General features: G+C 58.0%; 11 protein-coding genes and 1 pseudogene. 5 read left to right on the forward strand and 7 right to left on the reverse strand.

Annotated elements, in window-relative coordinates; all coding sequences use genetic code 11:
- Positions 1–251 precede the first annotated feature (251 nt).
- Positions 252–1322 carry a GDP-mannose 4,6-dehydratase gene (gene gmd, locus IC66_RS0107825; protein ID WP_038947271.1) on the forward strand — a complete coding sequence of 357 codons (1071 nt, stop codon included), beginning with the start codon at positions 252–254 and terminating at the stop codon, positions 1320–1322.
- Positions 1303–2256 (forward strand): GDP-L-fucose synthase, encoded by a 954-nt coding sequence (gene fcl, locus IC66_RS0107830; RefSeq protein WP_038947272.1) that lies wholly within the window; start codon positions 1303–1305, stop codon positions 2254–2256. Before gmd ends, fcl begins: the two co-directional genes overlap by 20 nt.
- A gap of 610 nt (positions 2257–2866) precedes the next feature.
- On the opposite strand, the gene IC66_RS0107835 is transcribed toward fcl, so the two are convergent.
- The gene (locus IC66_RS0107835; protein ID WP_370093412.1) at positions 2867–3808 is read right to left on the reverse strand and encodes an NAD-dependent epimerase/dehydratase family protein; all 942 of its coding nucleotides are present in this window, start codon (positions 3806–3808) and stop codon (positions 2867–2869) included.
- Positions 3809–5496: 1688 nt separating this feature from the next.
- Here IC66_RS0107835 and IC66_RS0107850 point away from each other — a divergent pair.
- Positions 5497–6060 (forward strand): D-glycero-alpha-D-manno-heptose-1,7-bisphosphate 7-phosphatase, encoded by a 564-nt coding sequence (locus IC66_RS0107850; RefSeq protein WP_038947275.1) that lies wholly within the window; start codon positions 5497–5499, stop codon positions 6058–6060.
- Positions 6061–6478: 418 nt separating this feature from the next.
- On the opposite strand, the gene IC66_RS46145 is transcribed toward IC66_RS0107850, so the two are convergent.
- From IC66_RS46145 to IC66_RS0107875, 5 genes and pseudogenes are all read right to left on the reverse strand, one after another.
- Complete coding sequence (locus IC66_RS46145) at positions 6479–6646, reverse strand: hypothetical protein (RefSeq protein ID WP_157158039.1); 168 nt, start codon at positions 6644–6646, stop codon at positions 6479–6481.
- A gap of 589 nt (positions 6647–7235) precedes the next feature.
- Positions 7236–7442 (reverse strand): hypothetical protein, encoded by a 207-nt coding sequence (locus tag IC66_RS0107855; protein WP_038947276.1) that lies wholly within the window; start codon positions 7440–7442, stop codon positions 7236–7238.
- A 713-nt stretch (positions 7443–8155) separates the two neighbouring features.
- Complete coding sequence (locus IC66_RS0107865; protein ID WP_049806486.1) at positions 8156–9832, reverse strand: recombinase family protein; 1677 nt, start codon at positions 9830–9832, stop codon at positions 8156–8158.
- A 263-nt stretch (positions 9833–10095) separates the two neighbouring features.
- A complete protein-coding gene (locus IC66_RS0107870; protein ID WP_038947279.1) occupies positions 10096–10674 on the reverse strand; it encodes a hypothetical protein in 579 nt (192 codons plus the stop codon).
- 32 nt (positions 10675–10706) lie between these two features.
- Positions 10707–10940 (reverse strand): annotated as a pseudogene (locus IC66_RS0107875) (ERF family protein); the annotation flags it as partial.
- A 169-nt stretch (positions 10941–11109) separates the two neighbouring features.
- Between IC66_RS0107875 and IC66_RS48180 the strand changes: the two are divergent.
- Positions 11110–11304: a hypothetical protein gene (locus IC66_RS48180; protein WP_244429092.1), complete on the forward strand. Its 195-nt coding sequence runs from the start codon at positions 11110–11112 to the stop codon at positions 11302–11304.
- A gap of 462 nt (positions 11305–11766) precedes the next feature.
- Here the strand turns inward: IC66_RS48180 and IC66_RS0107890 are convergent, their stop codons facing one another.
- Entirely contained in the window at positions 11767–12363 is a 597-nt protein-coding gene (locus IC66_RS0107890; protein WP_038947282.1) for an addiction module antidote protein, read from the reverse strand.
- A gap of 107 nt (positions 12364–12470) precedes the next feature.
- Between IC66_RS0107890 and IC66_RS0107895 the strand changes: the two genes are divergently transcribed.
- Positions 12471–13207, forward strand: a 737-nt coding sequence (locus IC66_RS0107895) for an outer membrane protein (protein ID WP_038947283.1), incomplete at its 3' end; no start/stop codon positions are given.

Below are 13207 nucleotides of genomic sequence, written 5' to 3' on the forward strand. Positions count from 1 at the left end.
CGGGGCATTTAGGCTCGAAGCTTGTATCTTTGTTAGGGGGCGAAATCGTCGCGGCGGCCAACCGCCTGAGCGCTCAGTACCACGATTGTGTTCCAGGTCAAATCCGTCCCCGCGCTTCCGGCAGCCCAGTTTGCAGGCCGTTTGCCGGGGTTGACGGCGCTGGATGATATGGCCAAAGAAGAGGCACGGGGAAATGCGCTTCGTTTGGCCCCCTGATCCATCAATTCGAACCTGTGGGAACAAGGTCGGTCATGACTCAACGTGTCGCTCTCATCACCGGCGTGACGGGTCAGGACGGCGCCTATCTCGCCGAGCATTTGCTGTCGCTTGGCTATATCGTCCACGGAATCAAGCGGCGCTCGTCCTCATTCAACACTGCACGCGTCGATCATCTCTACCAGGATCCGCATGTCGGCGACGTACCATTCCTGATGCATTACGGCGACATGACGGACTCGACTAATCTGATCCGTCTGGTGCAGCAGATCCGACCGACGGAGATCTATAACCTTGCAGCTCAAAGTCACGTCGGCGTCAGCTTCGAGAGTCCCGAATACACCGCCAACGCGGACGCAGTTGGCGTGCTGCGTTTGCTGGAAGCGATCCGTATCCTTGGTATGGAGAAGGACACACGATTCTACCAAGCCTCGACCTCCGAGCTCTATGGTCTCGTACAGGAGATCCCGCAGAAGGAGACGACGCCGTTCTATCCGCGGTCTCCTTACGGCGTCGCCAAGCTCTATGGTTACTGGATCACGGTGAATTACCGAGAAGCCTATGGCATGTTCGCGTCCAACGGCATTCTGTTCAACCATGAGAGCCCAATTCGCGGCGAGACGTTCGTTACCCGCAAAATAACTCGTGGCGTCGCTCGCATTGAGATCGGGCTAGAGGACGCGCTTTATCTAGGCAATCTCGAAGCAAAGCGCGACTGGGGGCACGCTAGGGACTATGTCGAGGGCATGCACATGATCCTCCAAACTGACAAGCCTGATGATTTTGTGCTCGCCACTGGCGAAATGCATTCGGTACGAGAGTTGGTCGAGCTTGCATTTGCCAAAGTCGGCCGACGCATCGAATGGCGCGGTGCGGGCGTCGAGGAAATCGGCGTGGATACTATTAGCGGCAAGACTGTCGTGAAAGTCGATCCAACCTATTTCCGGCCCACCGAGGTGGATCTTCTCGTCGGCGATGCCAGCAAGGCGCGCCATGTGCTCGGCTGGAAACCGAAGCGGAGCTTTGCCCAACTAGTCGAAGAGATGATGACGAGTGATCTCGCCGAGGCGAAACGAGACGCAGGCAATGGTAAGCGCAGCTTTTGAGCTGAAGGGTAAGAAGGTCTTCGTCGCCGGCCACCGCGGGATGGTTGGCAGCGCCCTCGTGCGTCGGCTGGCGCGGGAGGACGTCGAACTCGTCACGGCAGATCGGTGCGAGGTCGATCTCTGCAACCAGGCCGCCGTATTCGACTGGTTCGCCAAGACACGACCGCAGGTAGTTTTCCTAGCCGCGGCAAAGGTCGGCGGTATCGTCGCCAACAATACGCTGCGTGCCGAGTTCATTTACGAGAATATCGCGATCGCGGCCAACGTAATCCATGCTGCCCATATGAACGGCATTGAGAAGCTTATGTTTCTTGGGTCGTCCTGCATCTATCCGAAGCTAGCGCCACAGCCGCTGCGCGAGGACTCCATTCTCACAGGTCCGCTGGAGCCAACCAACGAACCTTATGCGATCGCCAAGCTCGCAGGAATCAAGATGGTGGAGGCCTATCGCAGACAGTACAACAGCGACTTCATCAGCGTGATGCCGACCAATCTGTACGGCCCCGGTGATAATTATCATCCTGAACTCAGCCATGTGGTCGCCGCGCTGATCCGCCGCTTTCACGAAGCAAAACTCGCGCACGCAGAATGCGTAGCAGTTTGGGGAACTGGCAAGCCGAGGCGCGAATTCCTCCATGTAGATGACATGGCGGATGCCTGTGTACATCTCATTAGAGTCTATTCCGGATCAAACTTGATCAATATCGGCTCTGGTGAAGACATCACGATAGCTGAGTTCGCGCGCGTTGTGGCGGCGGTCGTGGGCTATCAAGGCGAGATTAGGTTTGACACCTCGCGACCCGATGGCACACCGCGCAAGCTACTCGACATTAGCCGGCTCGCCGAGCTCGGCTGGCGCGCCAAGACGCCGCTCGAACACGGGTTACGGCAAGTCTACCAGGAATATTCGTTGACATACTCCACCAGCTTGTAGTCGTTGATCGAGTCAGTTGCATGCCTGGAGTTGCTCGCAACTATTTCGCGGTGAATCGCTAGCAGGTCCAAATCACAACCGAACTCATCAGCGCTTCGGCCTAGTCACATCGAACCGGGCACATAATAGTTCGACGTATGCAGATGATCGGCCTGGAACAAGCGCGGAGCCTCGACAGAGTTGAACAGAACGCAATCATCGAGAAACTACATCCCACACCTTGACACCGAAGGGACTGCCCGCATGCTCTAGCAGTCGCAGCAAGCAGCTAGCTTAGTGAGGGAATGGAGTGAATGGTCTAGTGTCCCGGCGAAATGCGAAAGATCTAAGAAGCCAGGCAGGAAGCGTTTGGGCATCCATCAGGGCTTTGCTCTGGATAGCGTTGCTAGTTGCAACCGTCGGTTTTGTCGCCTTCTACGTTCCATGGTGAGCGAAACGCACGTTGTTTCTCCAGGGAAGTTGTTACAAAGCCCTGTTAACCCGCGAACCTTATCAGCTCATGGCCCAATAGTGGAACCGGTAAGCATGCATCCCGCAGTTTAAGATTGTCATCACCCGGAGGAGATATTGGGCCAACTTAGATTGGTTTGATTGCCGCGCTGCGCGGCATCTATGAGCGTTGGGTTTGCAAGGCGAGCCGCAGACCCTCGTCGAGCGGAACTTGCGGTCGCCATCCCGTGGCGATCGCTTTGGAGGTATCGAGCTGAAGCGACCCGATCAAGCTGTCCTGGATACCCTGCTGACCGATCAGGTCAAATAGTCTGCAAAGTAGCTTCGGCGGTACGCTAAGCAGCCGTGGTTTCTTGTTGGACGCCATTGCTAGGCGCTCAATGAATTCGGGAGTCGAGACCTGCTCGTGATCGGCAATGAGAAAGATATCGAAGTTGCCCTCACGATCCGGATGTGCCAGCCGATAAAAGATGAAGGACGAGAGATTTTGCACTGCGAGGAAGGCCCGACGATTTTGGATCGCTGCAAAGGGCAATGGCAGACCCAAATTAACGGCTCGCGTGAGCAGCGCAAAATTACCCTTCGCACCCGCACCATAGACGAGCGGCGGCCTGATCACCGATATCTTCATGGCGCTTTCGCGCGCCAGCGCCCTTAGCCCAGCTTCCGCCGCCGCCTTGGACTTGCCGTAGAGCCCTTGCGGTGTGGGGAGATCAACCTCGCTAAAAGGCGCACGGCCATCATTGCTGCGGCCATGCACAAGAACTGTGCTGACGAAGATGAAGTGGTGCACTCCCGCCATCGCAGCACGGCGCGCCAGGTGCAACGTGCCTGCAGTGTTGACATCGTGGTAAAGTTGGACCGCATGCTCCTCGTACTTGTGATGTACACGGGCGGCGAGATGCACAACGCAATCGATACCTTCGAGTGCGGCTGACCAATCGGTGTTGGGTCCGATGGATTCGATCACAACTTCATTGTCTATGCCCTCGGAGTGAAGGACAGCACGCCGGACCGACCATCCTTCGCGCTCCAAAGTGGGTGTAACATGACGACCGATAAAACCGTTCGCTCCGGTTACGAGCACTCTATCGGGCATCATGTTCCATCCTCGTTGGCAAATGCTGACTGCTACAGATTCTGCCGTGTCGTGCGACGCATCTGCGCGTTGAGACACATTCTCACAACTCAAATAATTCGTGGTCATCTCTTATTCAACAAGATGATCCCGCATCAACTAAGGACAAGGGCGTCCCGATGAGGAGCAAAAGCGGGTTCCAACACGAAGAGCCAGGCACGTTGTATTGCGACCTGGAATAGCACCCGAGGGGCCAGCTTTACTCCCCTCCGACTCATCTCAGTTACGAGCAGAGGTTTGCAGTTTCGGCGAAGATTGTTCATCTCTCTCAGCAGCATTAGGCGTCGAAACTGTGTGCCGTTTTAGGAGCGCTTCGAATAACGAACGAGTTTCGCGCGCCTGAACGTGGACTTCCATGCTAATCCCATGATGATCGAAGCCATACGGTCGAAGACGGGCTTCAAGATCGATCGCAGCAGACGCATCTAGTTGCCAATCCATCGCGTTATGGATGGTGTAGATTTCAGCCACATCCTGGAGGTGGGCGTGCCCGCAAGATCGAAGCGGGGATGGGTCATCTCAATAGCCTTTTGGCCGTAGGTATTCAGGGGCTTATGACGCAGTACTCGATAGTGTTGCATCTGCCATGCGAGTTCGGCGTGGTTGGTGCTCTCTGGGCAGAAAATGCGGCGGTGGACATGGCGCCTCAAACTGAGGAGGCAAGACGTTCGGCTACTGCGATAGAGGCTGACAAACCATTCATTGACCTCGCGTCATAGGGATGCGACGACTGTGCCCCAACTGGCCGCTCCGTTCGTTGGATGGACGGGACTCGCACCCCAACGATCAGAAGAGGCGAGATCTGCATATTGCTCCATCAGGTCGTCCCAGGGGCCGTGGTTGAGCGAACTTCAAGTGATGTGCATCAGCGGGGGTCTTCTGGTAAAGGCAACCCTGGGTCCGAATAAAGGCGAGGTATCCTTGCTTCGTTTCCGCGGCGGGCTCTTTGGGGAAGGCGAGGCCGACCTTGTCGACGTGCATCCTCCGGCATCAGCTTTTTCAGATCGGCCTTGGCAGCCTCGTGTCCGCTATGGGACTCTCGCGTCACCACCTAGGTCGCCGCTGGTTAAAGGTCGACATATCGCGACCTTGACAGCTTCCGGGCGCGGACAGGTCGTCTCGAATTGGAGAGGATGGGCGGCTCGCCGCTCTGGACAGAGCGCCAGAACTGCTTTTCGGTCGTGAGCAGGAGGGCTGATAGAGCGGATCAGCGTGGATCTTGTTCTCGCCCCATATGCCGCCACCGGGAGAGCACCGAGCTGCGGGCGGCTGTCACCACATGTATTGTTAGGGCCGCGGCCGAATGCCTAAAGCCCGCGTCCGCGAGGCGGGATACCGGCGCAATGATCGACGTAGGCGCCCTGTCGACTCAGTACCGCTCCAATCACCGATGAAGGCCAGTTCTTTCTGCAGCAGCATTGTTGCTCGATTTAACGGGAGAGAATGGCTCCTTGCTTTCACGCGCTTTGGGCAAAGGACGACCAGGCTGCTTAGTTCCAAAGTGACAAAACTCACCCAATTTTCGCATGAGCAGCAAAGAGCAGCTGTTAAGGTGTATAAAGAGCACCGGTCGGACCGTTGCGACATATTGAAATGAAGTAGTCATTGTCAGAAGATCGGAGGATATCTCCTACAACTTGGACCACTGAGCTTTGAAGCGTCCGGCAGTGTTTTTTGATCGTGATGGCGTCCTCAATGAGGACGACGGCTATGCTTTTGACCCGGACAAGATCCGATGGGTTGACGGAGCCCAAGAGGCCGTCAAAGCGGTCAATGATGCCGGTTATCTCGCATTCGTCGTGACGAACCAATCAGGAGTTGCGAGGGGATTTTACGAGGAGCGGCATGTTCGCAATTTGCACGAATGGATGTCGCGTGAGCTTGAAAGCTTTGGCGCGCATATCGATGCGTTCGAATTTTGTCCACATCACCCCGATGGCCTCATTGAGCGTTACCGTCTCCTCTGCAACTGTCGTAAGCCGCAGCCGGGGATGATCAGAGCCCTGCTTGAGCGGTACCCAGTTGATATCGATGCTAGCTTCATGATCGGCGACAAGCAGAGTGATCTTGATGCGGCGCAAGCGGCTGGCATCGCGGCCTACCTATTTGATGGGTCAAACCTCCATTCGTTTATCGGCCGGCTGTTAACGGAGTGGTCCCCCGGTCCCCCGCCTCAAATACTGCCGCACCGCAGAGGTTCGGGAACGAAAGATTGATGCCGTTATTTCGCAATCGACGGATCGATCGCAAGCTGCTGAAATCCGGGAGAAAGTTGGCGCCAAAGCGACAAATCGAAGCCAATCGCGCAAATGCAGCGAACAGTACCGGCTCGCTGGGAAAGCAATAGCAAGCCGCAACGCTTATCGGCATGGTCTAAACCGTTGGTCCTGGTTTTACTGGGCTCGATGCAGCTTTTGCCCGGGAGCTCAAGGGCGCGAATTTGGAAGCTGCACTTCAAGATCTGACTTAACTCAGGAGTCAAGAAAATCCCGCGAACTCCTCGGGCTAGGTCTGATCCTGGTCGGGGTCGAGGGCGCTGAACGAAGGAAATGAGATTGCTGTCGACTTGGGCTCAAACGCTTGTAGCGGCACGAGGTATGAGATCACAAGCGGGTCGGGAGCGTCGAGGCGGACTCAAAATGCGCGGGCAACCCGGGAAATCTCGTCCAATTTGGACAGCTCGCATTCTGCTGCTAATAATATTTTCAAAGCCTTGGAGCGTGCATGAACTACATTTTCCCACTGCTGGCCGTCGCCATCACCATCGGCCTTTTTATGCTCTACGCTATGGCGCGGCAGCATCTCCGTCGATCCCGGCCCGCGGATGAAGTTCCTCGCTGGCCGGATTCCAGTCTGAGGTAGGCGCCCCTGTGACTTACGTCGGCATATCGCTAGACAACCGGCCTACGAGGGTCAGTGGTCGCCAAACGGCGTGCATCGAAAAAACCGAAATTTCGCTTGCTCTGTCGGGCAAAACAGTGGTTTATGAGGTGCTGGTCCAGCCGCTAATGGAGCCCAGCCAATGGCCGACGAATGCAAGGCTTTGTCCGATCTGCCGGAACTAGCCAAGCTTAACGGAGAATTCCGAAGGAACTACGGGAAGCTTCTTGGAGCTTTCTTATATCTGCGTTCGATCAGTGCCGCCCGTGGACGGTCCTGGTTTTGGACCGCTCTGCTTTCAGCCGTTTGCTCCGCCGCGCTGGCGTGGCTGGGGAAGCGGGGTATCTCGCTATAAGCCGCAGGTGATCGGCTGGAAAACAATTGGCCGTTGGCGGTGCATGATTCACAATCCGCGCTCTCTCAATCAAAGGGCGATGCACCTCACGACCACGCGAGCGATTTGACTGCGGCGAGATCGCTGCAAGGTGCAGACGTGCTGATGAGGGGCCCGTTAAACCACCCCGCCGAAGTCGATGCCTTCCTTGGCGAGCTTCTCGGCTTCCTCTGCGGAAGCGGTGGGCTTCGTATCAAGGTAGGGATGTTCAGAAGCCGGCAGGATGGTGCGGATGTTCTGGCCATCCGCCCGCGTGATGCGGGCAACCCAGCCCCGCTGGCCGTGCTCAAATCGATCAATGTGGTACTGTTTGTACGTAATCATGACTCTCAAACGCAACTGACGCTGAAGGCCTTATCTATATGAGCCGGCGCCGCTGCACAACGGGTGTTAAAGCCATATTAATGTCCCGCCAGTCCGGATCGGCGTCTCATCGGTCTTAAGATTCATAGAAAAACCCGCCGACTTGGGAGCCGGCGGGAGTTAACTGAGATTGCGACCGCGTGGTGGTCGCCTGCTGTCCCTAGCACGGCGGCTTGCCAGTGTTAAACGGGGGGCTTGCCCGTTTTTTGCTCATCCATGCACGGTCTGCGGCCGGCGACGACGGCGTTGTGGTTTACAGCAGCCGAAGCTGAGATTGCTGACCCGGCAGCAGCCCGGTCGGTACCACCCGCCCTTTCGAGCCTGACGCGATCCGCGCTCTGCAACTTGCCGACGGAGGTCGGGCCGGCTCGGTGGCGCCCAATACTTGCGTGGCCGCTCGTCGAAGCAGCACCTCGAGAAGAGGCTAGTCGCGATCTGGGCCTACGGCGGCGAAATCACGAGCGGCAAGCTCCAATTCGAGCTCAGTGATCCGCTCGAAGATGCGAGCAGCGATCCTCTCCGACTCCTGGACAGTCAGCGACCGGATGCCCAAAGAGGTGAGTTCGTCCCTTAGGATTTTCGCGACAATCGACTTAACACTCATATTGGACACTCATTGTAGGCATATCCTAAATGCGAGCATCAAAGCTGACCCTGAGCGTCGGCACAAGTTCTTAAAAGCGGTTTGCCGGACGTCGACGTCGTCGGTGGATGTTGCTGGTTTTGAGATGAGGTGCTTTCGGCCGCTTGCTCCTTGGCCTCTGCGTGGCGCGGGAGGCTGGATCCGGCTTTGTTAGTCGTCGGGTGATGGCGTGAACGAGGCCATCGATCGTCTTGAAGCTCGCAATTCCCCGCCGCGCTCGCGATGATTCGGAAAAGCGGATCGTGCGCCTTACTTTGCCGTCGGTCGGCAACAATACGTAATCGAGTACGGTTGTGTTGTGCTCGCCTAGCCGGATAGCGGCAATCCAGCCGTCAGGGAGGCACGTCTCGCGCTGAATGCTCCAGTGGGGGGCATGGCTTGGCTTTCGACCAGGGGTCCAGCGGGCCGCCCTAACGGAGAGACAGGCGGTCCCGTCCACCCGCAGGCAATCGCTCCAGCCGCCCGAACCAATGCGCCCGCCTGCCGCCCTAATCGCGGCGGCGACCTGTTGGACAAGCTTTGACCTCAACTCGGACCAGGCAGGACGAGCGTCGAGATATTCGTAATTCCGCTTCGGTGTGTAACCAAGCAATCGATAGAGGTTTCGAAAACTGCCAAAGTGTATTTGACAGGTCGCCGAGCAGGGCAATCCCGGTGTTCGATCGATGATGGCCGGGGTCAAACGGCCTTCTTTGAGTAGGGTTCGGCGCAGCCGGACAAGCAACAGCTGCTCGGAGAGATCAACGCGGCGTTCCTCGATGATCTTCTTGACTCTGAAAAAGACCTCGCGATCGATGATGGGTTCGATGCAGCCCTCGGTTCTGATCCATTGTTCAGGCGGATTCCTCACTGCCGCCTGCCGTAGCTTTTGAGACTTTCGGTTGAAGACGAGGTTTCCGATATAGCTCTCATTTCTAAGAACAATGCCGACCGCAGCGCGGGTCCATGGCAAGCCAGTGCTCGAGGCGAGCGCTTTCCGGTTGAGCTCCCAAGCGATGACCGTCTCGGATCTGACCTCCAAGAATTTGTCGAATATCCACTTCACGACCGCGATTTCCTTCGGGGCACCGGGTCTTATGCGAATGTGGTCAGTGAGGATGTACTTTCGCTCCCCCTTCCTCATCACACGTCTGGTTTGCATCTTTTCATCGACGAGCTCTCGCACCAGAGCGTAGCCGGCGCGACCGCATGGCTTGTAGGCGAGCCGCGCAAACCGACATTGACCGGCGTAGACTTTCGCCGAAAGCTCGCGGCTGTACTCGGCCGCCATCACCCGCTTGATGTTCTTGACGATGCTCGCAAGCATGCTGCCGTCGTTTTCGAATTGCTCAGCACAATAGGCAACCTTGATGCCAGCGCGTCTGCAAACGAACTCGTAATGCGCGCTTTCGTCAACGTCCTGGAAGCGTCCCCATCGGCTGACGTCGTAGACCAGGAGATGGCCAAAATCGACTTGGTTGCTCTCGACATCCTCCAGCAATTGAAGCAGGCCAGTCCTGTTCTTGATCAGTAACCCGCTCTCGCCCTCGTCCTTGTAAGTGCGGACAAGCGTGAAGTTATGGGCGTGCGCGTACGCCGCGATGACGGCGGCCTGATTTTGAATCGAGTATTGTTGCCGGTCGGTCGACATGCGGAGATATTGAGCTGCCCGTACGCCGAGGAGCGACTTGGGCAGATGGGCTTTGTGGACGATGAGCGCATTACTCATTTTCACCTTCGTCCGACGCAGGTTACCGCGGCATAGAACTCCTCAGGACTCGGCTCTTCAAGAAGGATCGCTTGGAAAAGTGTCGCCTTCGTATTGCGCCTGCGAAGGGTTGGTTCGATTCTGGCGCTCGGTCGCGACCATTCGGCCGAGCAACGCAGCCGCATCATGCCGGCCCGGTTGATAGAGATGCAATGCGCCGCTTGCCAGGGCCGCCGGCTTCTGCACGGGTCTCGGTCGCGCTGGCGCTCTGGCTCGGTCTCCCCTCAGACGCGCGGTTGGCGCAGCGGTCCATTGAGGAAACGCTGATTCCTGATCTCGCGAAGGAGCAGCATGCGCTTGGTTTGTGCGGCGTTGAGCAGCCCCTCGAACATGACCAGGACCTCGCGCGCCTGCACGTAGACTTCGGTGGTGATGGCGTGTTGGTCGAAGCCATAAGTCGCAAGCCGCGCGTCGATCTCGGACGCAGCGACGGGGTCACACCGCCAGCTCAGGGCATTTTGTAGCGTGTAGGTCTCGGCCTCCGCTTCGAACTCGGGATCAATTCCGACCATGTCGATGCGCCGCAGCGCCGCCTCAACCGCCTTTTGGCGATAGGTCTCGAGCAATTTATGCCGCAACATGCGGTAGCGCTGGATGTCCCAGGACAGCTCGGCGACGTCGATGGCGAGCAGCCACTCGATGGCGGACCGCGGCGCAAGGTCGGCAAAGATCGCCTGCTGGAGCGCCTGGTAGTGTTCGAGCTGTTCGCCCGGCAACAGCAGGGGCGACGGCGCCAAGGACTCAAACTCGACCAGCAGCGCGGTGACGGTGAGCTCGCGCCCGATTTGGAACAGACCGTTCATCCGGCGGCCTCCGAATCCAGGTTTGCCGCAAGCTACGCGGCGCTCAGGGCGAGGTTGGCGGGATCGTGGACGGGGCTTGCCGCCCACAACTCCTGCGCCACCGGCAGCGGCGCGATCTGCAGGTTCGCCCACCACGCCCGTTCGTTGCCATGCTGATGCAGCTCCTCGTGATGGGCGCGGCACAGCGGGACGGTGAACTCATCGCTGACCTTGCGGCCGAGCGCCCGGGCTTGAGCGAATTTCAGATGATGGGCATCGCACGGGGTCAATGCATTGGAGCAAGCTTTCGGCCGCCACGATCAGCATCGGCCGAGGGCCCCGGACATGGCGTCCATTCGACAAATCGAAGCCAATCGCAGCAATGCGAAACGCAGCACGGGGCCGAAAACGGCGCCCGGCAAGGCAAGGTCGAGCCAAAATGCTTTGCGCCATGGGTTGGCGCGGAGTGCTATCGGCGATGCTGCCGAGATCGAGAATCTTGCCGTCGCGATTGCTAGGGGGCTCGGGCATCCGGTCACGCCCGATGCGGCGATGGCGCTGGCGCGGTCCAAGCTCGCGCTGCTGCGGCTCCGCAGTTTGCGGCAGGCGATGATGGCCGCACTGTTGGTCGGCCAACTCCGGCAGAGCTAAAACGGCTTCAAGGGCTGGAGCGCTATGAGCGAGCCGCTTTGGCGGAACAGGGGCGAGCGGTTCGCTCGCTCAGTCTCAAGGAAGATTGACGCGGGGCACTTGGCTTCGTTCTGGAAATCGGCCGCGCCGCTTCCCTTGCTGCGCAAAGCTTCTCAGCGCGCGCCAAATGCTGACCGGCCGGGCGAGAAGGCTGCTTGAGCGTCGACTCAGGCGTTTTTGCCGACAGCAATCCCCACAATAGCTTCACGGGATCCACGCCTAGAGCTTGGGCGATAAATTCCACGACGTCGATCCGCCGTTCGCCCGTCGTACTTGGCGATGCACGATTGCAGCCGTCCGAGCTTCTTGGCCAAAGTCTGCTGGCAGATACCGGCCTTCTGTCGCGCTGCGACAGATGCTGATTAGCCGTCCGGTGGAGTCTTGCCTCACAAGCCGGCCAAGCTATCAGGCGTTCGCTTTTTCTTAGCCACCGTTGCCCTCCCGGGTTTTCTTAGGTCGGCCGAGCTTTGGGCGTGGGGGCGTGGCCTTGGGCTCAATGGTCACAAACTTCGATGTCACTTGCAGAGCTGCGAAGAGGTTGAGGACTCGGCTTAGTGTCGGATCGACAGTTCCACCGAACGTCTTGTACACCGTGGTCCGCATGATTTTGAGTTTAAGGGCTAGGGCGCTCACGTTCTGAGATTTGACCACCTCACTCAATCCCAAGATGGCGTCCGCAGGGTCTGCGCGAGCGAAAGCTTCACTTAGGCGCCCCGCAACAGTGTCGGAGCCATCCGGCCCGGGCACAACACTGAGCCTTACGTTCATGGCGTCGAGGAGTTTGAGAATCCGGCTGAGCTGGGGGTCGATTCGGCCGCCAAACGTCCTGTAGAGGGCGTCTCGCCGTAAGCCAGCGTCCCGCGCCAAGATTTGTACATTTTGGGCTTTCATTACCGCACTCAGCGCCTTCTGCGCCTTTGATGCGTCATTTTCTGCAAAGCTTTCAGTGAGATAAGCGGATATAGCGGCCGGATTGTCGCGGACCAAATCGGCTATATTTGCGCTATTGCTTGCAAGCATCGCGGGAGGGTTTGTCCGTCACTGTGGCCGCCGAGCTACAGCATTTCCAACCGACTAGTCTAGATTAGCCCTATCAGACATGACCGCTTTGACTGGGGACCACGAAAATGAAGAATATTTTGATTGCTCTGGCTGCGGTTGCTGCCATGACCGGTTCGGCCTCGGCTGCTGACCTTGCCGCCCGTCCCTATGCGAAGGCTCCCATGGCTGCGCCTGTCGCCAATTGGACCGGCTTCTACGTCTTCGGCGGTGGTGGCGGCGGCCTCTCCAATGCTGACCAGCATATCCGCGATACTGCAACTGGCATTCCGCTCACGATCGATCAGCGCCAGGGTGGTTCTGGCTGGTTCGGCACTGTCGGTGCTGGTTACGACTGGCAGTTCAACGGCACCTGGGTTGCGGGCGTGTTCGGCGATGCGCAGTTCGGCAGCATCCGTGCTACCATCCAGGACCCGATCTTCGACATCACTGGTACCCAGAAGCTGGAAACCTCTTGGGCTGCGGGTGTCCGCCTCGGCTGGTTGGCCGCTCCGAATGTCCTCACCTACGTCAACGGCGGCTACTCTGGCGCTCACTTCGGCCGCACCAACTTCATGACTTTGGCTGGTGCTGACGCTGGTGTCCATCTTAATGGCTACGATCGTCACGGCTGGTTCGTCGGTGGTGGTGTAGAGAACAGCCTGAACTTCTTCGGCATCAACTCGCCCGGCTGGTTCATGAAGACTGAATATCGTTCGGCCTTCTACAGCGCAAAGACCCAGACCGAGCTCACCAACGTGGGCGACTTGCCGCTGGCAAACAGCGTCCGGGCCAACAGCTGGAACCAGACGATCTCGACCTCGCT

Source organism: Bradyrhizobium genomosp. III (genome assembly GCF_000261705.1).
GTDB lineage: Bacteria > Pseudomonadota > Alphaproteobacteria > Rhizobiales > Xanthobacteraceae > Bradyrhizobium > Bradyrhizobium ottawaense.

What these genes read in the sequence shown, in the direction of transcription:
- IC66_RS0107890 (WP_038947282.1), bottom strand. Translation starts at nt 12,363, where the DNA reads ATGCTTGCAAGCAATAGCGCAAATATAGCCGATTTGGTCCGCGACAAT.
- IC66_RS0107865 (WP_049806486.1), bottom strand. Translation starts at nt 9,832, where the DNA reads ATGAGTAATGCGCTCATCGTCCACAAAGCCCATCTGCCCAAGTCGCTC.
- IC66_RS0107835 (WP_370093412.1), bottom strand. Translation starts at nt 3,808, where the DNA reads ATGATGCCCGATAGAGTGCTCGTAACCGGAGCGAACGGTTTTATCGGT.
- IC66_RS0107855 (WP_038947276.1), bottom strand. Translation starts at nt 7,442, where the DNA reads ATGATTACGTACAAACAGTACCACATTGATCGATTTGAGCACGGCCAG.
- IC66_RS0107870 (WP_038947279.1), bottom strand. Translation starts at nt 10,674, where the DNA reads ATGAACGGTCTGTTCCAAATCGGGCGCGAGCTCACCGTCACCGCGCTG.
- IC66_RS46145 (WP_157158039.1), bottom strand. Translation starts at nt 6,646, where the DNA reads ATGCTGCCGCGCCATAGCGTAGAGCATAAAAAGGCCGATGGTGATGGC.
- fcl (WP_038947272.1), top strand. Translation starts at nt 1,303, where the DNA reads ATGGTAAGCGCAGCTTTTGAGCTGAAGGGTAAGAAGGTCTTCGTCGCC.
- gmd (WP_038947271.1), top strand. Translation starts at nt 252, where the DNA reads ATGACTCAACGTGTCGCTCTCATCACCGGCGTGACGGGTCAGGACGGC.